Source organism: Nonomuraea guangzhouensis (assembly GCF_019396345.1).
Lineage (GTDB): Bacteria > Actinomycetota > Actinomycetes > Streptosporangiales > Streptosporangiaceae > Nonomuraea > Nonomuraea guangzhouensis.
This window is the reverse complement of the sequence record NZ_JAHKRM010000004.1, coordinates 194917-219396: the sequence shown is the minus strand read 5'-3', so window position 1 is coordinate 219396 and position 24480 is coordinate 194917. Positions and strand designations below refer to the sequence as shown.

Annotated in this window: 25 protein-coding genes and 1 pseudogene; 11 read left to right on the top strand and 15 right to left on the bottom strand. The window is 71.8% G+C overall.

What is annotated here, in order from left to right; all coding sequences use genetic code 11:
• Positions 1-5: 5 nt before the first annotated feature.
• From KME78_RS09220 to KME78_RS09210, 3 genes and pseudogenes are all read left to right on the top strand, one after another.
• Positions 6-1058, top strand: a complete 1053-nt coding sequence (locus tag KME78_RS09220) for a winged helix DNA-binding domain-containing protein (RefSeq protein ID WP_219528380.1) — start codon at positions 6-8, stop codon at positions 1056-1058.
• A gap of 31 nt (positions 1059-1089) precedes the next feature.
• Entirely contained in the window at positions 1090-2514 is a 1425-nt protein-coding gene (locus KME78_RS09215; RefSeq protein ID WP_219528379.1) for a WS/DGAT/MGAT family O-acyltransferase, read from the top strand.
• Between the two features lie 540 nt (positions 2515-3054).
• Positions 3055-3975 (top strand): annotated as a pseudogene (locus KME78_RS09210) (RNA polymerase sigma factor); the annotation flags it as partial.
• A gap of 249 nt (positions 3976-4224) precedes the next feature.
• Here the strand turns inward: KME78_RS09210 and KME78_RS09205 are convergent.
• The gene (locus KME78_RS09205; RefSeq protein ID WP_219528377.1) at positions 4225-4899 is read right to left on the bottom strand and encodes a class I SAM-dependent methyltransferase; all 675 of its coding nucleotides are present in this window, start codon (positions 4897-4899) and stop codon (positions 4225-4227) included.
• Positions 4900-5159: 260 nt separating this feature from the next.
• Between KME78_RS09205 and amcB the strand changes: the two genes are divergently transcribed.
• From amcB to amcH, 7 genes are read left to right on the top strand one after another with little or no spacing between them, the layout of a single operon-like run.
• Positions 5160-5414 carry a cispentacin biosynthesis acyl carrier protein AmcB gene (gene amcB / locus KME78_RS09200; RefSeq protein WP_219528376.1) on the top strand — a complete coding sequence of 85 codons (255 nt, stop codon included), beginning with the start codon at positions 5160-5162 and terminating at the stop codon, positions 5412-5414.
• Positions 5411-6790 (top strand): amipurimycin biosynthesis protein AmcC, encoded by a 1380-nt coding sequence (gene amcC, locus KME78_RS09195; protein WP_219528375.1) that lies wholly within the window; start codon positions 5411-5413, stop codon positions 6788-6790. The genes amcB and amcC overlap by 4 nt, the downstream gene beginning before the upstream one ends.
• The gene (locus tag KME78_RS09190; RefSeq protein ID WP_219528374.1) at positions 6787-7518 is read left to right on the top strand and encodes an acyl-CoA thioesterase; all 732 of its coding nucleotides are present in this window, start codon (positions 6787-6789) and stop codon (positions 7516-7518) included. The genes amcC and KME78_RS09190 overlap by 4 nt, the downstream gene beginning before the upstream one ends.
• Positions 7502-7978 carry a cispentacin biosynthesis cyclizing decarboxylase AmcE gene (amcE, locus tag KME78_RS09185; RefSeq protein WP_214636462.1) on the top strand — a complete coding sequence of 159 codons (477 nt, stop codon included), beginning with the start codon at positions 7502-7504 and terminating at the stop codon, positions 7976-7978. Before KME78_RS09190 ends, amcE begins: the two co-directional genes overlap by 17 nt.
• Positions 7975-9291, top strand: coding sequence for a cispentacin biosynthesis acyltransferase subunit AmcF (amcF, locus tag KME78_RS09180; RefSeq protein ID WP_219528373.1), 1317 nt, complete (start codon positions 7975-7977; stop codon positions 9289-9291). Before amcE ends, amcF begins: the two co-directional genes overlap by 4 nt.
• A complete protein-coding gene (gene amcG, locus KME78_RS09175; RefSeq protein ID WP_219528372.1) occupies positions 9281-9988 on the top strand; it encodes a cispentacin moiety biosynthesis protein AmcG in 708 nt (235 codons plus the stop codon). The genes amcF and amcG overlap by 11 nt, the downstream gene beginning before the upstream one ends.
• A complete protein-coding gene (gene amcH / locus KME78_RS09170) occupies positions 9978-11429 on the top strand; it encodes an adenylate-forming 2-oxoglutaryl-ACP ligase AmcH (RefSeq protein WP_219528371.1) in 1452 nt (483 codons plus the stop codon). The genes amcG and amcH overlap by 11 nt, the downstream gene beginning before the upstream one ends.
• On the opposite strand, the gene KME78_RS09165 is transcribed toward amcH, so the two are convergent.
• The 4 genes from KME78_RS09165 to KME78_RS09150 all read right to left on the bottom strand — a co-directional run bounded on the left by KME78_RS09165 (position 11420) and on the right by KME78_RS09150 (position 16554).
• Complete coding sequence (locus KME78_RS09165) at positions 11420-13189, bottom strand: non-ribosomal peptide synthetase (RefSeq protein WP_219528370.1); 1770 nt, start codon at positions 13187-13189, stop codon at positions 11420-11422. The two genes, amcH and KME78_RS09165, sit on opposite strands and share 10 nt — an antisense overlap.
• Positions 13159-13950, bottom strand: a complete 792-nt coding sequence (locus KME78_RS09160; RefSeq protein ID WP_219528369.1) for a thioesterase II family protein — start codon at positions 13948-13950, stop codon at positions 13159-13161. Before KME78_RS09160 ends, KME78_RS09165 begins: the two co-directional genes overlap by 31 nt.
• Positions 13947-15869, bottom strand: a complete 1923-nt coding sequence (locus KME78_RS09155; RefSeq protein ID WP_219528368.1) for a condensation domain-containing protein — start codon at positions 15867-15869, stop codon at positions 13947-13949. Before KME78_RS09155 ends, KME78_RS09160 begins: the two co-directional genes overlap by 4 nt.
• Before the next feature lie 82 nt (positions 15870-15951).
• A complete protein-coding gene (locus KME78_RS09150; protein ID WP_219528367.1) occupies positions 15952-16554 on the bottom strand; it encodes a TetR/AcrR family transcriptional regulator in 603 nt (200 codons plus the stop codon).
• Positions 16555-16625: 71 nt separating this feature from the next.
• Here KME78_RS09150 and add point away from each other — a divergent pair, with 71 nt between their 5' ends.
• Entirely contained in the window at positions 16626-17588 is a 963-nt protein-coding gene (add, locus tag KME78_RS09145; RefSeq protein WP_308126860.1) for an adenosine deaminase, read from the top strand.
• A 52-nt stretch (positions 17589-17640) separates the two neighbouring features.
• Here add and KME78_RS09140 read toward each other — a convergent pair whose 3' ends face one another.
• The 10 genes from KME78_RS09140 to KME78_RS09095 form a co-directional block, all read right to left on the bottom strand.
• Complete coding sequence (locus KME78_RS09140; protein ID WP_219528366.1) at positions 17641-18237, bottom strand: PepSY domain-containing protein; 597 nt, start codon at positions 18235-18237, stop codon at positions 17641-17643.
• 97 nt (positions 18238-18334) lie between these two features.
• A complete protein-coding gene (locus tag KME78_RS09135) occupies positions 18335-18589 on the bottom strand; it encodes a hypothetical protein (protein WP_219528365.1) in 255 nt (84 codons plus the stop codon).
• 168 nt (positions 18590-18757) lie between these two features.
• Positions 18758-19105 (bottom strand): ArsR/SmtB family transcription factor, encoded by a 348-nt coding sequence (locus KME78_RS09130; RefSeq protein WP_219528364.1) that lies wholly within the window; start codon positions 19103-19105, stop codon positions 18758-18760.
• Positions 19102-20022 (bottom strand): 2-dehydropantoate 2-reductase N-terminal domain-containing protein, encoded by a 921-nt coding sequence (locus KME78_RS09125; protein WP_219528363.1) that lies wholly within the window; start codon positions 20020-20022, stop codon positions 19102-19104. Before KME78_RS09125 ends, KME78_RS09130 begins: the two co-directional genes overlap by 4 nt.
• A 217-nt stretch (positions 20023-20239) precedes the next feature.
• On the bottom strand, positions 20240-21058 hold the full coding sequence (locus KME78_RS09120; RefSeq protein ID WP_219528362.1) for a hypothetical protein: 819 nt from the start codon (positions 21056-21058) through the stop codon (positions 20240-20242).
• 55 nt (positions 21059-21113) lie between these two features.
• Positions 21114-21737: a DUF998 domain-containing protein gene (locus KME78_RS09115; protein ID WP_246650761.1), complete on the bottom strand. Its 624-nt coding sequence runs from the start codon at positions 21735-21737 to the stop codon at positions 21114-21116.
• A gap of 50 nt (positions 21738-21787) precedes the next feature.
• A complete protein-coding gene (locus KME78_RS09110) occupies positions 21788-22270 on the bottom strand; it encodes a Clp protease N-terminal domain-containing protein (RefSeq protein WP_219528360.1) in 483 nt (160 codons plus the stop codon).
• Between the two features lie 2 nt (positions 22271-22272).
• Positions 22273-22503 (bottom strand): hypothetical protein, encoded by a 231-nt coding sequence (locus KME78_RS09105; protein WP_219528359.1) that lies wholly within the window; start codon positions 22501-22503, stop codon positions 22273-22275.
• Between the two features lie 39 nt (positions 22504-22542).
• On the bottom strand, positions 22543-23670 hold the full coding sequence (locus KME78_RS09100) for a winged helix DNA-binding domain-containing protein (RefSeq protein WP_219528358.1): 1128 nt from the start codon (positions 23668-23670) through the stop codon (positions 22543-22545).
• 42 nt (positions 23671-23712) lie between these two features.
• Positions 23713-24438, bottom strand: coding sequence for a TetR/AcrR family transcriptional regulator (locus tag KME78_RS09095; protein WP_219528357.1), 726 nt, complete (start codon positions 24436-24438; stop codon positions 23713-23715).
• Between the last annotated feature and the right edge of the window lie 42 nt (positions 24439-24480).

Here is a 24480-nt window from a genome sequence, read left to right as displayed (position 1 = left end):
TGTTCATGCTCACCCTGAGGGAACTCAACCGGGCCACCCTGGCCCGGCAGCATCTTTTGCGGCGCCACCAGGGCGGCGTGACCAGCGTTGTGCATCGCCTCGCCGGCCTCCAGGCGCAGGAGCCCCGCCCCCCGTACCTCGGAATGTGGACCCGGCTGGACGGGTTCGCCCGCGATGACCTGCACGCGGCGCTGCGCGCGCGCACGCTGGTACGCGCCACCATGATGCGGGCCACCCTGCACCTGGTGACCGCGGTGGACTTCGCCGCGTTCCGTCCCCTCTTGCACCCCCTGCTCGCCGGCGCGGCACGCCGCTTCCCCGAGGTCGACTTCGACGCCGTCGCGGCGGTGGCGGAGCGGCTGCTGGCCGAGGGGCCGCACACCTTCAACGAGCTGCGGCCACGGCTGGAGAACGAGTTCCCCGGCGCCTACGACCGGGCGCTCGGCTACGCGGTGCGCATGCTCGTCCCGCTGATCATGGTGCCGACCGAGGACCCGTGGAGCTTCCCGCGCGAGTCCGCCTTCGCCCTGCCGGGCATCGAGCTCGCCGCCGATCCGGACCTCGGGACGTTCGTCGAGCGGTACCTGGCCGCGTTCGGGCCGGCCACCGCCGCCGACATGCAGACGTGGTCGGGGCTGACCGGGCTCAAGAGCGTACTGAACGGCATGCGCGACCGGCTGGAGGTGCTGGTGGACGAGCACGGCAAGGAGCTGTTCGACCTGCCCGAGGCCCCCAGGCCGGAGGGGGACATGCCGGCGCCGGTCAGGTTCCTGCCCGACTTCGACAACCTGATGCTCGGCCACGCCGACCGCACCCGCGTGCTGCCCGAGGCGTACCGCGGCCAGGTCGTCACCAAGAACCTGCGCGTCCGCGCCACCTACCTGGTCGACGGCTTCGTGGCCGGAACCTGGCAGATCAAGCGCACGGGCAGGAAGGCCAAACTGCTCATCACGCCCTTCACCCCGGTCTCACCCGAGGTGCTGGAGGAGGAGGGGATGGCCCTGCTGGCCTTCGCCGAGCCCGGCGCGGAGGCGCGCTCACTTGAAGTAATGACCTGATTCTGGTTGGTTCGGGGCGGAGGTGTGAGCCATGCCGCAGTTGACCGCCCTGGACGCCCAGTTCCTCCACTTCGAGACGGCCACGAACATCGCCAACATCGCCGGACTGGCCATCCTGGACGGCGACCTCAACCGCGCCGACCTCCAGGCCCTGCTGGAACGGCGGCTGCCGTACGTGCCCGCGTTGCGCCGCAAGCTGGCGCACGTGCCCCTCGGACTGGATCACCCCTACTGGGAGCAGGAGGACGACCTCGACCTCGACTATCACGTACGGGAGATCGGGTTACCGCCGCCCGGCGACGACAGGCAGCTGGCCGACCAGGTGTCCCGGCTGCACGCCCGCCGCCTGGACCGCCGCCGGCCCCTGTGGGAGATCTACCTGATCCACGGCCTGTCCGGTGGCCGCATGGGGCTCTACACCAAGATCCATCACGCGGCCGTGGACGGCATCGGCGGCGCCGACGTGCTGGCCGCGCTCCTCGACCTGGGTCCCGTACCCGCGCCGACGCCCGCGGTCGCGCCCGAGCGCGACTCGCCGCCGCCGGGATCGGCCGAGATGATTCTGCGCGGGCTCGCCAGGCTGGCGGGCAACCCGGCGCAGGCGGTACGGTTCGCCGCCCGGGCGATGCCGCACCTGGACGAGATCCCCGTCGTGTCGTCGCTTCCGGGCAGCCGGCTGATGTCCGGACTGGCCCGCAAGATCGCCGGCTCCGGGCAGGCCCCCGAGCTGCCGGCGCTGCCCGCGCCCAAGACGCCGTTCAGCGGGCCGGTCTCCGAGCACCGGCGCTTCGCGTTCGTCTCGCTGCCGCTGGAGGAGATCAAGCAGGTACGCAAGGCGTTCGGGGTGACGGTGAACGACGTGGTGATGGCCGTGTGCGCGGGCGCGCTGCGCCGGTGGCTGGCCGCGCACGGCGGCATACCGCGCCAGCCGCTGGTGGCCGGGGTGCCGTTCTCGCTGCGGGAGCCGGGGGAGGGGGGCAACCAGGTGACGTTCATGACGGCGCCGCTGGCCGTCCACCTCGACGACCCCGTCGCGCGGCTGCGGCAGGTGCGGCTGGCCATGCAGCGGATCAAGGACAGGTTCTCGCTAGCGCCCGCGCGGTGGCTGCGCGAGCTGAGCGAGTCGATGCCCGCCGCCCTCATGGGGCTGGCGTCCAGATCGGCGTTCGGCCTGGTCGGACAGACCGTCCCACCTATTAACGTGGCCATCTCGAACGTACCGGGCCCGCAGTTCCCCCTGTACGTGTGCGGGGCGCGGCTGCTCACCCACTACCCGGTCTCGGTGATCACCGACGTGAGCGGCGGGGTGAACATCACCGCCTTCTCCTACGACGGCTCGCTGGACATCGGGGTGATCACCGACAGGGAGATGGTGCCCGACGCCTGGGAGCTCGCCGACGACCTGCGGGCGGCACTCGACGAGCTGCTCAACGCGGAAAGGAACTTGCCGCAATAGCGCGATCTGCCGGACGCGCTGCTCGACGGTCTTTTCCCGGAGGCCTTCTCTCGGAACTGTCGGTGGCATGTGGGAGCTTGGGTGCCGAGGACGGGAGCATCGCATGGCAGCGTGCCTTTGCCGACGGCTGAGCCGGGCCGAGCATGGCCGGGCAGCGGGTAGCTTGGATATCGATGGCGGGATCGCACAGGCCGGACACGCGTCTCGTCGCCCTTTCCACAACGGCGGCGAGCTCGGTCCAGCCTTGCCCCGCACCACCACCGCGAACCTCTTACGACGGACAGGTGCTGAATCCCCCGCACGCGGGAAGTAACCGATGATGGCCGTCTTCGCCCCCCGGGCCGCGGTCGTTCAGCCGGACCCGCGCATCAGGAGCAGATGGGCAGCGTGGTCCGCGACGACCTGCCCGGTCTCCCGCTCCCTTACCCCCGAGGGACTTCCAGGTCCGACATCGATATTCGCCAGTCGAACGACCCGAGCGAGGAGAGTGTCTTGTCCCAGGCAGCAGAGGTTCTCGAGCTAGACGAAAACATCGCCGACGGCGCCGCCGTCGTCGGCGCTGACTCGGTCAAGGCGTACCTGAAGGAGATCGGGCGGGTGCCGCTGCTGACCGCCGAGCAGGAGATCGACCTCGCCAAGCGGATCGAGGCGGGCCTGTTCGCCACAGAGCGCCTCAGCACCGAGACCGACCTGCCCAGTCAGCTGCGCGCCGACCTCGAATGGATCGCCGACGACGGCACGCGGGCCAAGGAACGCATGCTGGAGGCCAACCTGCGCCTGGTGGTGTCGATCGCCAAGCGCTACACCGGCCGCGGCATGCTCTTCCTCGACCTGATCCAGGAGGGCAACCTGGGGCTGATCCGGACGATCGAGAAGTTCGACTACCGGCTCGGCTTCAAGTTCTCCACCTATGCCACGTGGTGGATCAAGCAGGCCATCACCCGGGCGATGGCCGACCAGGCGCGGACGATCCGCATCCCGGTCCACATGGTCGAGATGATCAACAAGGTGGCGCGGACGCAGCGGCGGCTGGCCGGCGAGCTCGGCCGCGAGCCCACCCCCGAGGAGATCGCCGCCGAGACCGAGCTGCCCATCGACCGGGTCGCCGAGGTGCAGGGCTACGGCCGTGAGCCGATCTCCCTGCACACGCCGCTCGGTGAGGAGGGCGACAGCGAGTTCGGCGACCTCATCGAGGACACCGAGGCCGTCTCCCCGGCCGACGCGGTCTCGTTCACCCTGCTCCAGCAGCAACTGCGGGCCCTGCTCGACGAGCTGTCCGAGCGGGAGGCGGGCGTCATCACCATGCGCTACGGCCTCACCGACGGCAAGCCGATGACCCTCGACGAGATCGGCAGGATCTACGGGGTGACGCGCGAGCGGATCCGGCAGATCGAGGCCAAGACCATGTCCAAGCTCCGCCACCCGTCCAGAGCCCTGGCACTGCGCGAATACCTCAGCTAAGAGCTATCGCGAAAGTCGGGATAGTCCGGGTTGCGGGTACATCTGTCCGGCGTGGTCCCCGGGCGGGGGGTCGGCGTCCCGTAGTCTCCGGCACTTCGCCGCGTAGAGGCCACCGGGGTGGTGGCTGCCGCATGGTCCGTTCCCGCCGTTGAGGCGGGCGGGGGCGGTCGGCTAGGTCCGGTCGGGGGTTATGACGGGCGGTCGGCCGCGTTCGGTCGGGGGTTACGACGGGCGGTCGGCCGCGTTCTGTCAGGGGCTGGGACGGGCGGCCAGCCACGTCCGGTCGGGGGTCAGGAAGCGGTCCACGACCAGCCCGGCGCCGGCCAGAGCGGCGGTGAGCTGGTCGTCGCTCAGCGGACGCTCGACGATCGACTGCGTCCAGCGGCGGCCGTCGGTCTCATACCTCAGGGTGAGGTCCACCAGCTCCGGCCCCGACGGGGCGAACTCGGTGATCGTGGTGGTGAACCCGGACCGCGCGAAGGTCGTGCCCACCGACCAGGTGGCGCGCACGTCCAGCGGAATCCACTGGATCACCACCACGCCGTCGTCGCGCACATGGCGGCGGCAGCAGTCGAGGAAGCGCTGCCTGGTCGACACCTCCGGCACGTGCACCAGCAGCGAGGCCAGCAGCACGGCATCGAAGCGGCGATCGAGCGCGAGGTCCTCGATCCGCGCGTGGACCCGCTCCGCGCCCTCGACCCTGGCCAGCATCTCGGCCGACTCGTCGACGGCCACGACGCCGTAGCCGAACGCGGCCAGGGCGCGCGTCACCCGGCCCGCGCCCGACCCCAGTTCGAGAATCGACCCTCCGGCCGGCACCGCCCGCTGGATGATCTCCGGTTCGCCCGCGGCGGCGATCGCCGCGTAGAACTCCACCGGTGAGCCGTCGGAGGTGAACACCCCCGGTCCAGTGCCCGTGTTCATAACTTTCACAGTAGATCGAAAAGGTGCCGTGCCGGGGTAATTCCCATTTCCGCTTTCCCGTGGAATTCGAGTGAACCCGGTGACGCCGGGTGCAATTGACGAACAACTTCGGTTGGTTCATGCTGGTCGTTGTTGGCGGCCCCTGGGTCCCGGGGTTTCACGGTCGACCAGCCGAACCGTGACGAAGATGCCACGCCCACCTCATTCTGCGGCTACCTGCCGTGCCGTTCTCTTTACCATGCGCTTTGTCCGGAGGTGTAATGGAAATCGAGGGCACCATAAAGAAGATTCTGGCGACCGAATTGTTCGTGGAGACGCCGGCCGAGGAAATCAGCGACCACGAGAGCCTGCGCGACATCTACGGGCTCGATTCTCTGGGATTCACCGAACTACGGGTGCAATGTGAGGACATCTTCGACGTCCGCATCGCCGACGAGGACTTCGTACCCGAGAACTTCCGTACCATCGCCGCCCTGACCGCGCTCATCCGGCGTCTGCAGGGCAGCGGGACGTGAGCCACGCGGGACCGACCGCCACGTCGCCGTCCCACGGCCTCGACGGAGCTCTGCACCTGGACCACTACGGCGGCGGCAGGCTGCCGTTCGTCTCGCTCGGCGGCAGGGGCGTGCGGCTGCGGCTGGCCGAGCGCGGCGCCGCCACGGGCGAGCCGTTCGAGGTCATCGACGCTTCCGGTGGCTACGCCAGCGCCTGCCTCGGGGCCGGTCACCCGGCCGTGCTGCGCGCCCTGACCCGCGCGGTGGCGGATCTCGGGTACGCCACCGACGAGATCGAGTCCGCGGAGCGCACCCGCCTCCTCGCCGGGACGATCGGTTCCGGCGGGCTGTGGTGCGACCACTTCCCGCCGGGTGACTACCACGCGGCCGGCCGCAACTCCGGCTCCGAGGGCATGGAACTGGCCTTGCGGCTGGTCCTGGAGTCCAGGTACGACCACCGCCGGCTCCGGCCCGACCCCGAGCGGGGCGGCCGCGATCTCGTCCTCGCCTTCCAGGGCGCGTGGCACGGCTGGACGGGCGCGCTCACGCCGCTGCTCAACCGGCGCCACTTCCGCGTCGGGCTTCCCCAGGTCGCCGCCGACGGCCCTTATGGGCTGGCGGTGAAGCACCTTCCGTTCGGTGCCCTGGAGCCGTTGCTGGAGTTCTTCGCCCGCGACGGCGAGCGGCTGCTGGCCGTCGTCGTCGAGCCGATCCAGGGCGATGCGGGCCTGCTGGTCCCACCGGCCGGTTACCTGCGGACGCTGGCGGCGCTCGCCGCCGAGCACGGGGCGTTGCTGGTGGCCGATGAGGTTCTCACGTTCGCCAAGACCGGGCGGTTCTTCGCCATGGCGGACGAGCATGGTCCGATCCCCACGGACGTCACCGTCATCGGCAAGAGCCTGGGCATGGGCGTGCTGTCCACCTCGATGGTGATCGCCAGGCGGTCGCTGAACGTGCGGCCGTCCGGGGCCGTGGCCACCTCCGACCTGCGCCCGCTGACCTGCGCGGTGATCCACGACGGGCTGCGGCTGATCGAGGAGGAGAAGCTGCTCGAACGGTCGGCCGAGCTCGGCGCCCAGTTGACCGAGCTTCTCGGCAGGGAGGTGCTCGACCGGTTCCCCGGCACCTATCGCGGGCTGCGCGGCACGGGGCTGCTCCAAGGGCTGGAACTCACGGAGGACGCCGCGGACCGGCTGCGCGACCTGCGGTCGCACATCATCAGGGCGGGCTGCTACGTCGAGTTCATGGCCGGCGCCGGCCGCCGCTCCCACGGCCTGCCGTACGTCTTCCCCACCATGCGCGTGGCCCCGCCCCTCGTCACCAGCCCCGCTGACCTGGAGGAACTGGTCGCCGCGATCCAGCGGGGGACCGCGCGGTTCCTCTGGGACGGCCGGTGAGCGGGCCGCGGCCGCTGCGCCGCCGGGTCGAGCACGTGGACACCGACGCCGCAGGGGTGGTCCACTTCACCCGCTACGCCTCCCTCATCGAGACCGCGCTCCTGGAGGACCTGGAGGCGATGGGCGTCGGCACCCGGCTGATGAGCGAGCACAAGCTGCTGCCGGCCGTGACCGAGCTGCGCATGCGGTACGGGGCGGCCGCCCGTTTCCCCGACCGGATCGAGGTACGCGCCGGCATCGACCACGTGGGCGGCGCTTCCTGGCGGGTCTCCGGCACCGTGCGCCGCCTGCCCGATCACGCGGATACCGGGGCCGATGCTGCGGGCATGTGGCCTGATGCCGCGGACGTCTGGCGCGATGATGCGAGCGTCTTGCGCGATCGCGCGGACGTCCTGCGTGATCGCGCGAACGCCGGGTCCGATCGCGCGAACGCCGGGTCCGATCGTGCGGACTTCGGACCCGATCGTGTGGAGGTCGGGCGCGATCGTGGGGGCCTTGGACCTGATCGTGCGGGCCTCGGACCTGATCGTGCGGGCCCCGGGGTCGAGCGTGCGGGGGTCAGGGTCGAGCGTCCGGGCGCCCGGACCGGGACGCTGCTCGCCACGGGCACGCTCGTGATGTGCCTGGTCAACGCGGCCGACGGCACTCCGGCCCCGCTGCCCGCCGCCTTGCGCGCCGCGCTGCGCGCCCAGCTGAGCGGAGAGAGGAACGATGGCCGAGACCGGTGAGTCGACCCTGGGGTTCACAGAGATCAAGCAGTGGCTGCGGCACCGGCATCCCATGATCTACATCGACCGGGTGCTCGACTACGTGCCGGGAGAGTACCTGCGCAGCATGCTGTCGGTGTCCGGCACCATGGACGCCATCGCCGGGCACTTCCCCGAGCGGGCCATCTTCCCCGGCAGCCATCTGGTCCAGGCCATCGCCCAGTCGGGCATCATCCTCTACCAGATGAGTACGTCGAAGCTGGCCGACGACGAGATCACGCTCATCGGCTCGGCGCACAGCCGGTTCCATCGCATCGTGGTGGTCGGCGACCAGGTGATCTTCGACGTGCGCAGCGACCGGATCATCGGCAACACCTTCCACTTCTCCTGCCGGGCGACGGTGGAGGGCGAACGGGCGGCGGCCTTCCGCGGCTCCCTCATCCGGGTCCCGGTCGAGCAGCTCGGGCGGCGGCTGTGGTGAACGTCTGGGTCACCGGGATGGCCTGGTCCACGGCGCTGGGCGACGGCCTGGCCGAGGTGTGGCGGCGGCTGCTCGACGGGGACGACGGGTTCCGGGAGGTGCCGTCGGAGCATCGCCTGCGCAACCTGCTCGCCGCGACCCTGCCCGACCCGCCGCCGGAGCTGAAACCGTCGGCCCGACAGCGGGCCCTGGCGGAGGGCGTCCTGTCCCGCGCCCTCGCCGACGCCGGACTCACCCCCGGACGGGCGCGCGAGTCCTGGGATGGAGGCAGATCGCCTGGCGGGGCGCGCGGGTCTTGGGGTGGAGACGGATCGTCTGGGCCAGCCTCTGGCGAGGCGCGCGGGTCTGGGGGAGATGACGGGCCGTCCGGGCTCGCCCCTGGCCGGGCGCCCGACGCGCTGGAGTGGCCGTCCGGGGTCGCGTCTGGTGCGGAGGTGGAGCCGTACCCTGTGCTGGGTACCAGCTTCGGGGCGCAGTTGGACGATGAGGACGCGGACCTGTACCAGTGGGCGGCAGACGTCGCCGCCGGTGTGGGGCTGCGGTTGCCGCCCGTCGCCGTCAGTACGGCGTGCTCGTCCGGGTCCGACGCGCTCGCGGTCGGTGCCGAGGTGATCCGGTCGGGAGTCGCCGAGGTGAGCGTGTGCGGTGCGGCCGACGTGGTCACCCCCGCCAAGCGGCTGGCGCACACCGTGCTGGGCACGATGTCGCCCACCAGGCTGCGCGCGTTCGACCGCCGGGCCGATGGCACGCTCCTGGGCGAGGCCGCGGGTTTCGTCGTGCTCGAACGCGAGGAGTCGGCCCGCGCCCGCGGGGCCGAACCCTACGCGGTCCTGGCCGGAACGGGGGCGGCCAACGACGGGGCGGGCATGACGGCGCCCGACCCGGCCGGGACCGGCGTCGACCTCTCGGTACGGCGCTGCCTGGCCGCCTCCGGGCTCGGCCTGGACGACATCGCCGTGATCAACGCCCACGGCTCCGGTACGCCCGTCAACGACGCCGCCGAGTCGGGCGCTCTGAGCAGGCTGTTCGCGGGGTGCGCCGCGCCGCCCGTGGTGTTCGCCACCAAGGGCGCGCTGGGGCACACCCTCGGCGCCACCGGGGTGCTGGAGGCCATCGCCGTCGTGCTGGCGCTGCACTACGGCACGGTGCCGCCGGTCGTGGGGCTGGAGGACGTGCCGGCGGGCTTCCCCCTTCCGGTCCCCGCTGGGCGGCCGAGCGGACTGCGGCCGGGCGCGGGGCTCAGCCTGACGCTGGGCTTCGGGGGGTTCATCACGAGCCTGGCCTTCACTCCGGGAGTGCGGCATGTACGGTGAGCGCCCTGGTCTGTCCACCTTGGCTCGCGGGCTCCGCGAGACCGGCGACCTGGTGGCGGAGGGACGCCGGACCGCCTCCTTCTACGCCGACCCGGCGGCCTGGCTCGTGGTGTCCGCGGTGGAGGCGGCGCTGGCCGAGGCGCCGGAGGCGGTGCGATGGGAGACGGCCGAGATCGGCGCGCTGGCCGTCAGCGACCATGGCACCCGCCACACCATGCGCTCGGTCGCCGACTCGGCCGCCCGCGGCCGCGTCTCCCCGCTCCGCTTCGCCGGCGCCAACCCCGGCTCGCTCGCCGGCCTGCTCTGCATCACGCTCGGCTTCCGCGGCCCCAGCCTGCTGGTGTGCATGCCACCGGACCGCGCGGCGCGGGTCGTGGCGCTGATCGCGGCCGGCTGGCTGGCTACCGGCGAGTGCCGGTACGTCGCCGTCGCCGAGCACACCGTGAACGGCACCCACCACACCGCCGTCGGCCGAATCCTGGGCCCAAGCCCCGGCCACCACGCCACTGTCGGCCAGGACTCACTGCCAGGTCACCACGCCACTACCGGCCAGGATCCACTGCCGGGCCGCCGCATCGCCACTGACCGGATGCCTGGCCCATTGCCCGGTCGCCCCATCACCGGCGGGGTATCGGATCCAACCCCTGGCCACCACGCCGCCGACGGCCGGACAGCGGGTCCGGACGATGAGCGCTGAGGACATCGGCCCGCCGGTCGACGAGGTGGAGACCTACCTTCGCGAGCGGGCCGTCGACGTCGACGGCGACGCGGAGCCCGGCCCGCCGGTGTCTGTCGCGGCCGTCGCGGACCTGTTCGCCGGGCTGGCCGATGGGCTGGGGAACGTGGTGGTGCTCGCCCTGCCGAGCGGGACGGCGCTGCTGCGGTACCTGTTCGGCGCGCTGCACGGCGGGGCGGTGCCCGTCGCCGTCCCACCCGCCATGCCCGCGAGCCGCCTCAGGGAGGTCGCCCGCCGGCTCGGCGCCCGCCTGCTGGTCACCCCGTACGGCAGGATCGTCCCCGAGACGACCGTCCGGCGCTTCGACCGCGTCGCCGTCGCGACGTTGCCCGGGCCCTGGCAGCAGCACGGCCCCGGCCACGTGGTCATCCTGACCTCAGGGACCTCCGGCATCTTCAGCGGCTGTCTGCACCGGGCCTCGTCCCTGTTCCGCAACGCCGCCAGGCATGCCGGGGCGGTCGGGTTGCGGGCCGACGACACCATGCTCGTCACGCTGCCGCTGAACTTCTCCTACGCCCTGGTGGCCCAGGCGCTGGCGGGCCTGGTCACCGGCGCCCGCCTGGTGGTCACCGGCCCGCCGTTCAGCCCGCGGGGCTACGCCGACGCCGTGCGCCGCCACGGCGTGACGAGTTCCTCGCTGACGCCCTTCCTCCTGCGCGGCCTGGTGCCGGATGAGCCGCCCAAGGGCCTGCGCATGCTCACCGTGGGCGGCGACGCCCTGCCGTCACGGGAGGTGACCGCGCTGCTGCGGGGGCGCGACGACCTGGAGGTGTACATCACGTACGGCCTGACGGAGGCGGGGCCGCGGGTCAGCACCCTGGCCGCGCACCGCGAACCCGTCCACCGGCACGGATCGGTCGGCCGCCCGCTGCCCGGGGTCGGCGTGTCGCTGCGTGACGTGCGCGACGGCGTGGGAGAGCTGCTCGTGACCTCCGACACCGTGCTCGTACGGCGGGTCGGCGCTCCCGAGGGCCGCGCTCCCGAGGGCCGCGCCACCGACGGCCGCTCCACCGACCGCCGCGCCGCCCCGGGGCAGATCGCCACCGGGGACCTGTTCCGCATCGACGCGGACGGCTATCTCCACTTCGCCGGGCGCATGGGGGACTCCTGCGTCGTGGACGGGGTCAAGGTGTCGCTGCCGTCGGTACGTCGCCTGGCCGAGGCGCTTCCCGGAGTCGTGGCCGCGGCCACCCGCCCGTGTCCCGGCGATGACGGGCGCGGAACGTACGACGACGAGCATGTCGAGCACGCTGGGCAGCGGTTCGTCCTGGAGCTGTACATGCGCGACGTCACCGACGACGCGGTGCGGCGCGCCCGGGCGGAGCTGCACCGCTTCCTGCTCCGCGCCGAACGCCCCTGCCGGATCCGCGGCATCCCGGCCCAGGAGACCGCCTACAAGTGAGACAGTTCCTCGTCGATGTAGCCGGCCAGCTCGCGCACGGTGGGATGCTCGAAGACGGCCCGGACGGGGATCTCCACCCCGAACTCCTCGATCACCGCCGCCGCGATGCGCACGGCCATGAGGGAGTGCCCCTTCAGCTCGAAGAAGTCGTCGTCGGCGCCCAGTTCCTGGCGGTCGAGGACCTCGCGCCAGATCGCGGCCAGTCGCCGCTCGGTCCCGGTCTTGAACGCACCCCGGGCGCCGGTTCCTGACGTGAGCGTGTTCGGATCCGGCAGCCCCTTCCGGTCGATCTTCCCGGTCGCGGTGAGGGGCAGCTTGTCGAGCAGGACGTACGCGGCGGGCACCATGTAGGCGGGCAGCACGCCCGCCACGCGGCGGTGCAGGACCCGCACGTCCACCTTCGCCGCCGCGACCGGCTCCAGGTAGGCGGCGGGATGGACGGTGCCGTGCTCGTCGGTGAAGACGCCGACGGCGGCCTGCGCCACTCCCGGCTCGGCCCGCAGCACCGCCTCGATCTCGGCCAGCTCGACGCGGGCGCCCCGGATCTTGACCTGGTGGTCGCGCCGGCCCAGGAACACCAGAGCGCCGTCGGGCCGCCTGCGCGCCAGGTCCCCGGTCCGGTACGTACGCAGGCCGGATTCGTCCTTCTCCGAGAAGACCGCGGCGGTCTCCGCCGGCCGCCCCAGGTAGCCGCGGGCCAGGAACCGGGTCCTGATCCAGACCTCGCCCTCGTCGTCCGCCGCGCTCTCGCCCCCGCGCAGCAGGGTCTCGATCCCCGGGATGTCCCGGCCGATGGGGATGTCCCCGGCGGAGCCCGGCTCGACCAGGTGGAACGTCGCGACGGTCGTCTCCGCCGGACCGTACATGTTGTAGACCGCCGCCCGCGGGAAGTGGGCGCGCACCTGGTCCACGGTCGTGCTGTGCAGGGGCTCGCCGTACAGGCTGACCGCCCGCATGCCCGGGTCGGGCGGCTCGCCCGCGCCCTCCCGGGCCAGCAGCAGCCGGCGGATGAGCGTGGGCACGCAGAACACGTGCGTCACCTCCCGGCCGTCCAGCCACGGGAGGAGTTCGGCGCCGTCGGGCTTCACCGTGGGCGGCGGGATGACGATCGCGGCGCCGGCCTCCAGGGCGCTGAGGATCTCCAAGTAGGCGGCGTCGTAGCTGAGGCGGGCCAGCTGCAGCATGTGCGATCCGCGGCGCAGGCCGGTTTCCGCGGCGAGCCAGCGCGCGAAGTGCAGGAGGTTCCCGCTGCGCTGGACGATGCCCTTCGGCCTGCCGGTGGAGCCCGAGGTGTAGACCAGGCAGCTCGTGTCCCGCGGCACCGTCTCCGCGCGCGGCCCGGACGGCGCGGCCGAGACCACCGTCGCCTCGTCGCCCTGGACGGTCACCACCGCGGGGCAACCCGCCGACCTGGCCGCCTCCTCCGCGCCGTTCGGCGTCGCCACCACACCCGTCGGGCCGCAGTCCTCCAGGATCGCGCGGTGCCGCGCGGCGGGCTGGTCCTCGTCGAGCCAGACGAAAGCCGTACCGGCGGTGAACGCGGCCAGCATCGCGGCGATGCCGACCGAGCCGTCGGGCAGCGCCATCGCGACCACGTCCCCCGCGCGCAGTCCCGCCGCCGCCAGCGCCTCACGGAAGCGTTCCGCCCGCGCAGCCAGGTCCCGGTAGGTCAGGACGCCCTCGGCGGACACGACGGCCGGACTGTCGGGGGCCTGGGCGGCGTGCTCTGCTACCCGCCGGCCGATCTCCGAGTCGAACATCCTTCTCCCTCGGTCGTGACCCCCGCGGTGGCGACGCGGGTGATCTCCTGAACGACGAAAGCCTCTCCTTGCCGTACGACGAAGTGGCCCGTGGGAACCGACGCGACCGAGCAGGGCCCGGTTGTGCAGCGGCTCCAGCCGGCGACGTCGTCCGGCGACAGCGCCGGGTCATCGGCGCCGACCAGGACGCGGACCGGACAGGTGAGCCGCGGCTCCACGGAGGCGGCGTACCCCTGCAAAAGCCGTAGATCTGCCCGCAGGTCGCGGAGCACGAGCGCCCCTACCGCCGGATCGTCCAGCGCCGCGCCCATCGTCGCGTCGCCGTCACGGAGATAGGACAGCAGCGCTCGCTCCGCGTCGTCCGCCGCGTAGAGGTCGAGCGTTCGCGCCCAGCGATGTGGGGGCGCCGACGAGATGAACAGGCATGCCGTGGGGGGCGTACCCGGTGCCGCTCTGGCCGCCTCGAAGGCGATCAGGGCGCCCAGGCTCTGGCCCACCACCATGTACGGCGGTGCCAGGTCCGCGAGCGCGCGGGCGATCCGCCCGGTGAACGTGGCGAGATCAGGTGCCGGCTCGGCCCGCCGGTCTCCGGGACGGGGCATCCGCAGGGCCAGCACCTCGATGTCGTCGGGCAGCGCGCGGGAGAGGGAGGCGTAGGACAGCGCGTCACCGCCGGCGTGCGGGAAGCAGACCGCGCGCAGTGCCGCCCCGGGCCTGCGGCGCGGCGTCCAGAAGCACGACTCCGCCGCCGACGTGCTCACGAAGCCTCTCCCGGCGGTTCGGTGACCACGAAGAAGACCATCGGCTCGTCCAGCCCCGCCGCGTCGCGCTCCGGCCGGCCAGGCTCCGGCCGGTCCAGGTCCAGGTCCAGGTCCAGGTCCGGGTCCGGGTTCGGTTGGTCGGGGTCGTGCAGGTCCGATGCGGTCAGGACCAGCGCGTGCGGGATCGGTGGCTCGGGGGAGGGCTCGTCGTTCCAGACGAAGGAGCCGGGCACCAGGAAGCCCGGCAGCCGGCGGCGGAGCCGGGCGCGTAGTTCGCCCCGGGTCGGCCGGGACTCGCCGGGCACGGCGGTGAGGCGGGCCGTGAGCTCGCCGTCGTCGCCTGCCGACACCTCGGCCGCCGCGATCGACGGGTCCTCCAGCAGCGCCCGCTCGATCGGCTCGGCCGGCACCCGGCAGCCGCGGACCACGAGTTCGGCGTCCGTACGGCCCAGGACCTCGAACGTGCCGCCGAACCGCATACGGCCGAGCAGTCGCGTGGGCGTCCCATCGAGCCAGACCTCGCCCGGCACCCCGTACGGCACCAAGACCCCCTGCTCGTCGCGGATCGACACCCACACCTGCCTCTCACCACCGCCGAGCTGCGCGTACGCCTCCGACACGGGCCGATCGGGGTCGCGGCACAGGGCCCGCAGCAGCCGCATGTAGTCGCCGGCCAGTCCCGCGACCGTCTTCTCGTCGAACAGGTCGGCGTTGAAGCAGACCTCCATGACCATGTCGTCCTCGGCCTGGTCCAGCAGGTGCACCTCCAGGTCGAAGCGGGTGGCGGGCTGCGTGACGTCCCTGCCCCAGAGGCGGGCGCCGAGGTCGCCCCAGCGCGTCTCGCTGCCGTACGCCCGCGTGACCAGCATCTGGAAGATCACCTGGACCAGCGGGGTGTAGGAGGGATCCCGCCGCAGGGCCAGCCGGTCGACCAGGACGTCGAAGGGCAGCAGGTCGTTGTCGTAGGCGTCGAACAGCTCCTCGCGGGCCGCGGCGAGCACCGCGGCGAAGCTCGGATCGCCGGACAGGTCCATGCGGACCGGCAGCGTACCGACGAAGAAGCCCACCGTCCCGGCGAACTCCGGCCGCGAACGGCCCGCCACCACCACGCCGATCACCAGATCGGTCGCGCGGGCGACACGGGCGAGCAGCACGGCGAAGGCGGCGTAGGCGACGGTGTACGGCGTGACGCGGTGCGCCGCGGCGAAGGACCTCAGCGTGGCGGTCACCTCCGTCGGCAAGGTCCTGGCGAGCTGCCCGCCGCGGAAGTCCTGGATCCTCGGACGCTGCCGATCGGCGGGCAGCGTGACGAGTTCGGGCGCGCCGGCCAGCCGTCGCCGCCAGTACGCGAGCACCCGCTCGGCCGAGGGGGAGCCGGCCAGCTCCCACTGCCACCGGGCGTAGTCGAGATAGTCGGCCGACTGCTCCACGAGGGGCCGGCCCTCGTAGAGCCGGCCGAGCTCCTCGTCGATGATCGGCACCGACCAGCCGTCGATCACGATGTGATGGACGCACAGCAGGAGTACGTGCAGCTCGGGCGTGACGCGCAGCAGGTGGGCCCGGATCAGGTCGTCCCGCGCGAGGTCGAACGGCTGTGACGACCACAGCCGGGCGAACTCCGTCGCCGCCGACTCCCAGCCGGACTCTCCCGCGAGATCGGTGATGGGCAGCTCGACCTCGAACGGGCAGCCGCTCACCACCGCGCGGGCGACCCCGCCGTCGGCGGGGAACCTCATGCGTAACGCGACGTGCCGCTCGGCCAGCGCGCCGAGGGCCCGGCGCAGCGCCGCCACGTCCAGTCGTCCGCGCAGCTCGTAGCCCCGGAAGACGTTGTACTGCGGCGAATCCGGCGCGAGCTGCTGGAGAAACCACAACCGCTGCTGCGCCGGCGACGGCATCGGCTCGTGCTCTTCCGGCATCGTCTCATCACCCGTAAGAGAGGCGAAGTGGCTGGTGAACCGGAGATCTCTGCAAGGAGGCTCTATCAGCCCTCCGAGCTTGTCAAGCGGCCGGTCGGCGCAGGCCCTCCAGACAGACCTGGATGATCGGCTCGGCCAGCTCCGTCGCGGGCAGGCCGGGATCCACCAGGCACTGCAGCAGGCAGCCCTCGAGGGCGCCCACGATGACGGCCGCGTGGTGCTCGCTCACGCCCGCGCGCAGCACGCCTTCCTTGTCGGCCTGGCGCAGGAGCTCGGCGATCGCCGCCCGCGAGTCGCCGTAGACGGCCGCCATGTCCACCGGCGACTTCTCCGCATCCCGGGACGCCGCCCACAGGTCGACCATGATCCGGGCCGGTTCGCGCCGCGCGGCCAGCACGTCGAGCACCGCGTGCACCAGCCCGGCCAGCCGCTCCAGCGCGGGGCCGGGGCCGTTGACCGCCCGGTCGAAGATGTCGGCCGACATGGCTCTGTAGGCTTCGAACGCGGCTTCCAGCAGCGCGTCCCTGCTGTCGTAATAGAGGTAGACGCTGCCCTTGGCCATGCCCGCCTCGGCGGCGATGTCGTCGATGCGGGTGGCGGCGAACCCCTTGCGGGCGAACACCTTCACCGCCGCGGTGAGGATCTCTTTGCGTCGCGCGGCCTTGTCGACCTTCCGGGGGGACATGCGGGCCATTATGACTGACCGGTCAGTCACGAGCAAAACCGGGATGCGGGCCGTACGGGCTGGTGGCTAGGGTGCTGACAGTGAGAGACGTACGGCTGCTGCCCAAAGCCCACCTGCACGTTCACCTGGAGAGCACGGTCCGGCCCGAGACCTCGCGCGAGTTCGGTGGCCCGGGGGGCCGGGGCGGGCCGTTCGCCACGTTCCGCGAGTTCGCCGACCACCGGGCGCTGACCCGCGAGCGGCTGCGCACGGCCGAGCACTTCCGGCGGGTGGCGCTGGAGTTCTGCGAGGACGAGGCCGCTCAGGGCACCCGCTACGCGGAGGTGTCGTTCACCGCGGCCTCGCACGGCGAGCGGCTCGGCGCGCCGGAGATGCCGCTGGAGGCGGTGCTCGACGGGCTGGCCGAGGGGTCGCGCCGCTACGGGATCGAGTGCCGGGTGCTGCTCGACCACTCGCGGCGGCGGTCCGTCGAACGGTTCTGGCGGACGCTGAAGCTCGCCACCCGTTACGAGGCGGTCATCGGCATCGGGCTGGCGGGTGACGAGAGCCATCCGGTGGCGCCGTTCGCGGAGGTGCTCGACGCGGCCAGGGACGCCGGGGTGCACCTGGTGCACCATGCGGGGGAGTTCGGCGGGCCGGAGAGCATCCGGGAGGTGCTCGTGGCCGGGCACGCCGAGCGGATCGGGCACGGCGTCCGCGTTCTGGAGGACGACGCGCTGGTCGCCGAGGTGGGTGAGCGCGGGGTTCCGCTGGAGGTCTGCCCGACCTCGAACGTCCTGCTCGGTGTCGTGCCCAGCCTGGCCGAGCATCCGCTGCGGCGGCTGCGCGAGGCGGGGCTGGCGGTCACGCTCAACACCGACGGCGAGACCGACCTCGCGGAGGAGTACGTACGGGCGCGGGAGGTCTTCGGGTACGACGACGCGGAGCTGGCCGGATTCGCCCGGGCCTCGATCGACGCGTCGTTCGCCGAGGAGGAGCTCAAGGTGGGGATGCGGGCGGGGGTGGACGCCTGGCTGGCGGGCACGGGTCGCTGATAGGGTGCGCTGACCGTCGGGGGCGCGGCCAGCGCTCGCTCGCGGTCCCCGATCAGTCCCCTTCTCCGGCCTTGGTGACCGTGCCGTCGGTGGCGTCAACGGTCATGTTCTGCTTCTTCCCGTCGGAAGTGACCACGTCCACCTCCCAGACGATCTTGTCCCGGTGGCCGTCCAGGGTCAGCTCGGTGATGCGGCCGCCCGGCGCGGCCGTGGCGATCTTGCCCGCGGCCTGCTGGTAGTCGAGCTTGGCGGCCTTGATCCGGTCGAGATACGCGGCCTTGTCGGCGGCGTCGTCATCCTCCGCCGACGGGCCGCTGACGACCTCGGCGGAGCCGGACCCGACGTCCATCTGGTGTTGGGTGCCTTCGGCGTCGACCACCTGCACCTCCCAGAGGCTGCCGTTCTCCTCGGCCTCCATCGAGACGAGCGTCGAACCGGGCACGGCCTTCAACGCGGCCTGCCCCACCTGCTCCAGCTTCTTCACCCCCGAGTGCTTCTGCGAGCCGGCCTCCAGGTCGGCGGTGGCGGCGATGTAGGGCGTGGGAGTATCGGCGCTCTGCTCGGACATCTGACGGGCGTCGGCCCCGCAGGCGGCCGCCGCGAGCAGCACCGCACCCGCCAGACCGCCCCCGATGATCGTTTTATTCATGTGGCGACACTTATCATTTCCGCAGGTCGTACGGTGTGAACGACATGAGTGACGCCGCATACCCGCCGCGCCCGACAGCGGCGGCATGGCTCCTGCCTTACGCGTCGCCGGCGCCGGTGGCTCCTTCGACCGGACGTTCGCCACTGCCCGGCTCGCGAACCGGCTCGGCACGCTGGGCGGCGATCTGGTCACCGACGTACAGCAGGGCATGGACGACCGCGGGGATCTGGTCGGCGATGAGCTCGACCATGGCGTTGGGAGTATCGCTTCTGCCGTCGTAGATACCGCGCGCGGTGGCGAGCGTGTCGAGCGCTTCCTGCTTGTGATCCACGGGTCCTGGGCTGTCGCTCATGATCACTGCTCTCTATCGCAGGAGAGTTGCCATGATCAGCCTATCAAGGTGATCTATGGACATGACCTGCGGCGTGGCCAGCTCTTAATGATCATGCATTTCTTCGGTGTGATCGTCGAGGACCGCAGCCGGCGAAATCCACCCGCGGTGATGCCGGCGCGGGGGACGTCAAGCCGGATGGTCAGGGGTCGTGGCGCAGGCGATGATCGTAGAGGTCAGATCGCGCAGCGGGGTCAGCAGACGCGGATAGTCGGCCGCGTTGAGCGCGTACAGGCGTTGCGCGCCGTTGCGGCGCACGGTGAGCAGCCCCGCGTCACGCAAAATCTTCAGATGGTGCGACACGGCGGGCTGGGACAGCCCCAGGTGGTCGGCGATGTCGCCGACGCTGCGCGATGCGCCGGATTCGAGCAGGAAGACGATGATCTCCTGCCTGCGTTCGTCGCCCAGCGCGGTGAACAGCGGCCGGGTCGTGGCGAACAGGGCCAGGACGTCCTGTGCGGCGGCATGGCCGGTCATGCGGACGCCTCGGCACGCAGCTCCGTGAGGTGGGTGACGGGCAGGCCACGGGCCGCCCCTTCGGCGATCCAGCCGTCCAGCATCAGGCGCGTCTGCGCGCTCACCTTCGTGAAGTGCGCCTCAAGGTAGCGCGGCAGGTCGAAGGGTACGAGCAGCGGCAGCGCGCGCAGGGCCAAGTGCGCGGCCCAGGCCGGGACCGCGAGCGGGGCCCGCCTTCCGTGCGATGCCGCGGCGATCGCGACGGCCTCCCGGCTCGCCCGTGCCGCGCGCCCGTACCGGGTGGCCGAGATCGACCAGCCTGCGTTCTCCAGCGCCGCGATGTAAGGCATCATCCGGGCGGCGGTGATGTCACTCGCCCCCGCCCGCCGGGTGCGTCTGGCACGCGCGCCGCCCGCCCGGAGCGCGGCGACCACCTGCCGGGCGCGCGGTTCCGCGCCGAAGACGCCGAGCGCTGCCCCGGGCGGCGCCCAGTAGGCGATGCCGGGTTCGCACACCTGCCCGGGCAACGGCGCCTGGTAGGCGAGAAGGGACGGCACCACCTGGACGAGCTGCTCCGCCGGCCAGGTCCGGGTGAGGACCGCGTGGTCCTGTGGTGCCTGGCTGATGGTGACCACGGTCGCGCCGCCGGTCGCGGCGTGCAGGTCTCCCGTCCAGGAGCCGGGCAGCGCGGTGGAGTCCACGCACAGCCACACCATGTCCCACTCTCCGGCCACCGGCTCGGTGATCACCTGGTGCGGCGTCAGTCGCTGCTCGACGGGCCGTCCTCGACGGCGCAGCCGGTACAGCAGCGCGCCGTCTCCGTCCGCCCAGTGCTCCCTGCCGGGCCTGACCAGATAGCTGACCTGGGCGCCGCCGAGCGACAGCCACATCCCGAACACCTGCCCCAGTGCGCCCGCGCCCACCACCAGTACCTTCACCCGTGCTCCATCCTTAGGAATATTTAAATCTTTCGATGGATAGGGTAGCGCGAAGTATGGCCGGAAGCACACCGAAGGTGACTGTCACGCGCTCTCCAGCGGTCCCGGCCAGCGGTATCCGTGGTCGGTCTCCTCGCTGAGCCATAGCCGAGGTTCGGACAGTCGGGTCGACCGCCGTATCGATCCCGGATTTCGTGATCTTCATGATCCGTACAGGCTACGGATTACCGATCCATGGCTCCGGGGCGAGCGGTCCTGGCAGGTCATCGAAGTCGACGACTTCGTGCGCCGGTGGCGCCACGATCTTCACCTTCGCGCCCCAGCCGGTGTAGCGGGTGTCCACGATGGAGTGCACAGTGCGCTTGACCCACTTGTTGTCCTCGTTGGGGAAGGTCTCCTTCTCCTGATGCTCAGTGATGAGGCGGACGGGCAACTGGTCCCGGTCGACGAAGAGCCGGAAAGAGACCTTGTTCACCTCGGAGATGCCAGAATCGCGGTACAGATCCTTGGCGGCCAGGATGCCCCGGTATTCACCCGGTTTCGCGATGGTGGCCTTGGCCAGCATCTTCTTGAGTATGGCCGGGTTGAAGACATCGACGAGCTGATAGCCCCGCTGACCCACCTCGCCCCACGAGCTGTTGTCCTTGCCGAAACGGACCCACTTCGCCCCGGCCGGCATCTCCCCCCACTCGAAGCCGGACACGTACGTGAAACGGCCCACCTTGATCGCCCGGGTGGGAGCCGTGTACACGGGTTCGGTCATGTCGGGCTGGGGCTTCCATTTTGTGGTGAGGTCGTGGTTCGCCGTCCCGGACCTGACGAAGCCGATCGTGCCGGTGGTTCTGGCCACGGCGACGCCCTTGGTTCCGCTGATGGTGCTTCTGGTCGTCTCGGAGACCAGTACGCCACGCCCGGCCACGAACTGCTTCTTCATGCTCGTGACCGGGTCAGGGGCGGTGGCGGCCTGGGCGTGGCCGCCTCCGGTGGATAAGACGGCGGTTGCCGCCAGGGTGGCGGCGACTGCGAGACGCTTCACTGGATCCTCCCGTTGAAAACCGATAGGTGCGACAGGGGATCCTGCCGTCGCGGCGTCACGAGATGATCTCGTCCATGCGGTCAAGGGTGCGCAGATGGATCGCGAGGAGGGTCAGCCACCCCCAGCCGGCGGCGATGGTCAGTCGTTGCAGCAGTCCACCGAGCCCGTCGACCTGTGAAAAGGCCTGCCCGGACAGGAAGAAGCCGATCACGACCAGTACGCCGGTGACGGCCGAGTAGACGGCCCAGCCGCGTTCGCCCCAACCGGCGAAGCGCCGGGCGAAGACGAAGCACGCGGCGGCCAGTGCGGCGAAGACGAGCAGCGAGAAGGGGAAGTCGTGGAGGTCGCCGTGCCAGGTGTGCACCCCCTGGACGGGCGTGCCGGGCGGGTAGCCGCCAACGGGATCGGTCACGAAGACGCCGGCGCCGATCAGTCCGATCGCGTATGTCCCGACCAGCAGTGGTCCCCAGGTCGAACGTCGTCCAGCGGCGTGCAGAGCCCGGCGCTGGCCGTGGGCGAAAAGGAGCATCAGCAGGCCCGTGACGACGAAGTTGGCGATCTGCGTCCACCCGTACGGGCCCAGGGCCAGTGAACTGACCGGATGCCGGAGCGGATCGTAGCCGGCGCGGGTGGCCCCCTCGATGAGGAAGGCGATGACGAACAGGGGTCCGCCGATCATCCCGCAGAGCAGGTATAAGGAGCTCGCGCCTGGCAGCTTCGGGGCGCGCGTCATTTGTCGTTGTCCGGGAGTGTGTCCAGGATGCGTACCATCAGCTCGGCCTGGTCGACGCCGGCCAGGGCCAGCGCGCGTGGCACGGTGCCGACCTGAGCTCGCACGATCCCGAGCAGCAGGTGCGCCGGCCGCAGATCCTTCTTGCGGGAGACGGACGCGAAGCCCCGTTCGAGCGCGAGCTTGGCCGAGGCGCCCATCTGAGTGGGCCGTTCGGCGGCACCGCTCGGCCGCGGCAGGTCGAAGGCGGCGAGAGACACCCCCGCCGCGGCCAGGCTGTGCTCGAACTCCCTGTCCAGCGCGTCGCGGATCGCTTGGTGATCGAGCCCGACCGAGGTCAGGACCTGATGGGTGCCGGTCTCCTGCTCGGCGGCGATCGCCAGCAGGAGATGGTGCGCCTCGACGCTCGCCGAGCCGTCCTGCTGGGCTTCGCGTCCGCCCTGGTCGATGATCGTGTTGAGGTAGTGGTCGATGGCGGCCATCGTCAGCGTCTCCTCAGTGTGACGCCGGCGGCGATGAGCCGCTTGGCGTGCTTCTTGTGAACGGCTTGGCGCGTCACGCCGAGCGCCTCGGCGACCTGCGGCCAGCTCCAGCCCGCCCGCATCGCCTGCTCGACGGCGTCGTCCTCCAGCTGGTCGGCCAGGCGCCGCAACGCCGCCACGGCCGCCAGCCGGTCGGCGGGTTCTTGGGTAACGGGGATCTCAGCAGAGGGCACGTTAGCAACCTTAGTTGACTAATCCCGCGTTGGTCAACGTCAGGCGTGGCCGCCCACGGTGATCGGGCCCAGTGTCAGCCGCGGCTCGCCCTCCAGGATCTGTCCGGCGAGCGCGACCTGCTCGTCGAGTTCGCGTAGCTGGGCGGGGGTGAGCTCGCGCAGCGTCTCCACCGTTACGGCCAGCCGGCGGCCGGACCGCCGCTGGTGCCAGACGCCCGCCACCTGCCCGTCCACGAGCAGCACCGGGAAGTTGCCCGCCTGGCCGCCGTTCAGCGCCCGCGCGGCGGCCGCGCCCGGGTACAGCAGTTCGCGCGGCCGACCGGCCACGACATAGGCATCGAAGTACGGCAGTAGCCGTACGCCCCTCGGCGGCTCGTCCGGCACCTCGGTGTCACCGGCCGCCACCCAGGCCGGGACGCCCTCGAACAGCACCTGCTCCGGCCCGGCCGCCGCGAAGGCCGCGGCCGCCCACGTGACCGGCGCGCCGATCCACTTGGCGAACTGCTCGGGCGTGGCGGGACCGTACGCCCGCAGATAGGCGTCCACCAGCTCGACACACCCGTCAGCCGGCCGGAAACCCGCCGGTGGGGCGGTATAGGTGACCTTGCGGCCCCTCGCCGGCCCGAACACGAACGCGCCCCGGTGCGCCGCCGTCGCCATGGCCTGCCGCCAGCGCGGCCACATCGTCTGGAAGGCCGGCATGACGAGGTCTCCCGCCCACGGTCCCGTGGCGGCGACGACCGCGTCGCTCAGCTCGTCGATCGTCAGGGCGGCTCCGGTCAGCACCTCGCGGATCGCCGCCACGACCTGGTCGGTCTGGGCGGGGGTCAGGCGTATGCCCGGGGCGTGAGCGGCGTACGAGGAGGGCAGCGACGACAGGGCGCCGATCCACATCGGCAGGTCGCGGGCGGGCAGCAGGTGGACGGTGCCGCGCGGGCCGTGCGTCTTGACCAGGCTGCGCTCGTCCCACAGCGCCTCCCGGACGCCGGTGCGGCTGACGCCGTCGAGGCGGAGGCCGACCGACAGCTCGGCCGCCGACATCACCTGAGCGTGGGCGCCGCACATGGCGGCGACGACGTCCGCCGGGGTGGCGTCCTTGGCGGGGGCGGTCAGGCCCTGCCGTTCCAAACGCCTGGCGCTGACCTGGGACCACGACATGTCCATCATGAGACCCACCGTAGGAGGTAATGCGGAAGGATTCGTTCCGCGTTAGACGTGGTGGGCGCGGATGATGAGATCGGCGGCCTCGGCGGCGATGGCGTGCCGCCGTTCGGGGGACAAGGGCAGCATGCCGTACGCCGTGTCGACCCGCGCCTCGGTGATCACCAGGTGCGAGAACTGGCGGGCCGCCCTGACCGGGTCCGGCACCCGCAGCCTGCCGTCGCGGTCGCACGCGCGCAGGTAGTCCGCCACGCCGCCGTCCAGCGACGAGGAGCTCGCCCGCCAGGTGCGCTGGAGCTCCGGATGGTGGCCCACCTCCGCGATGGTCAGCCGGTGCAGCGCCGCCACCCGCGGCGACAGCGCGATGTCCAGCGTCCGCTCACCGAGCGCGGTCAGGTCCTCGCGCGGATCACCCGTGACGACGATGCCCGCCCCCGCGGTCCCCCCGCGCCCCGCGGGACCGCCCTCCGCCGACGCGCCGCGGCCCGCCGAGCCTCCTGCCGCCGACGTGCCGCGGCCCGCCGGGCTTCCTGCCGCCGGCGCGCTCCGAGCCGGCGCGCCCGCGACCGCCGACCTGGCTTCCTGGATCGCGGCGAGGAAGAGCTGCTCCTTGTCGCCGAAGTGGCCGTAGACGGTCTGTTTGCCGACCCCCGCCTGCGCGGCGATCGTGTCGACGCTCGCGCGGGCGTAGCCCAGGTCGGTGAAGACCTGGATGGCGGCGTCGAGGATGGCCCGGCGCTTGGCCGGTGAGCGTCGCGGGCCGTGGTCGGCCATGGTCTGTACCCACTCTCTCCGAATAGGGTCTAGTGTACGAGA

Excerpts from the sequence above, each read along its gene's own strand:
- KME78_RS09115 (WP_246650761.1), bottom strand. The coding sequence starts at position 21,737 with ATGATCGGCGGACCCCTGTTCGTCATCGCCTTCCTCATCGAGGGGGCC.
- KME78_RS09205 (WP_219528377.1), bottom strand. The coding sequence starts at position 4,899 with ATGAACACGGGCACTGGACCGGGGGTGTTCACCTCCGACGGCTCACCG.
- amcB (WP_219528376.1), top strand. The coding sequence starts at position 5,160 with ATGGAAATCGAGGGCACCATAAAGAAGATTCTGGCGACCGAATTGTTC.
- KME78_RS09135 (WP_219528365.1), bottom strand. The coding sequence starts at position 18,589 with ATGAGCGACAGCCCAGGACCCGTGGATCACAAGCAGGAAGCGCTCGAC.
- KME78_RS09140 (WP_219528366.1), bottom strand. The coding sequence starts at position 18,237 with ATGAATAAAACGATCATCGGGGGCGGTCTGGCGGGTGCGGTGCTGCTC.
- KME78_RS09130 (WP_219528364.1), bottom strand. The coding sequence starts at position 19,105 with ATGACCGGCCATGCCGCCGCACAGGACGTCCTGGCCCTGTTCGCCACG.
- KME78_RS09095 (WP_219528357.1), bottom strand. The coding sequence starts at position 24,438 with ATGGCCGACCACGGCCCGCGACGCTCACCGGCCAAGCGCCGGGCCATC.
- amcE (WP_214636462.1), top strand. The coding sequence starts at position 7,502 with ATGGCCGAGACCGGTGAGTCGACCCTGGGGTTCACAGAGATCAAGCAG.
- KME78_RS09150 (WP_219528367.1), bottom strand. The coding sequence starts at position 16,554 with ATGTCCCCCCGGAAGGTCGACAAGGCCGCGCGACGCAAAGAGATCCTC.
- KME78_RS09110 (WP_219528360.1), bottom strand. The coding sequence starts at position 22,270 with ATGGCCGCCATCGACCACTACCTCAACACGATCATCGACCAGGGCGGA.
- KME78_RS09100 (WP_219528358.1), bottom strand. The coding sequence starts at position 23,670 with ATGATGGACATGTCGTGGTCCCAGGTCAGCGCCAGGCGTTTGGAACGG.
- amcH (WP_219528371.1), top strand. The coding sequence starts at position 9,978 with ATGAGCGCTGAGGACATCGGCCCGCCGGTCGACGAGGTGGAGACCTAC.
- KME78_RS09220 (WP_219528380.1), top strand. The coding sequence starts at position 6 with ATGCTCACCCTGAGGGAACTCAACCGGGCCACCCTGGCCCGGCAGCAT.
- KME78_RS09215 (WP_219528379.1), top strand. The coding sequence starts at position 1,090 with ATGCCGCAGTTGACCGCCCTGGACGCCCAGTTCCTCCACTTCGAGACG.
- KME78_RS09165 (WP_219528370.1), bottom strand. The coding sequence starts at position 13,189 with ATGTTCGACTCGGAGATCGGCCGGCGGGTAGCAGAGCACGCCGCCCAG.
- amcG (WP_219528372.1), top strand. The coding sequence starts at position 9,281 with ATGTACGGTGAGCGCCCTGGTCTGTCCACCTTGGCTCGCGGGCTCCGC.
- KME78_RS09155 (WP_219528368.1), bottom strand. The coding sequence starts at position 15,869 with ATGCCGGAAGAGCACGAGCCGATGCCGTCGCCGGCGCAGCAGCGGTTG.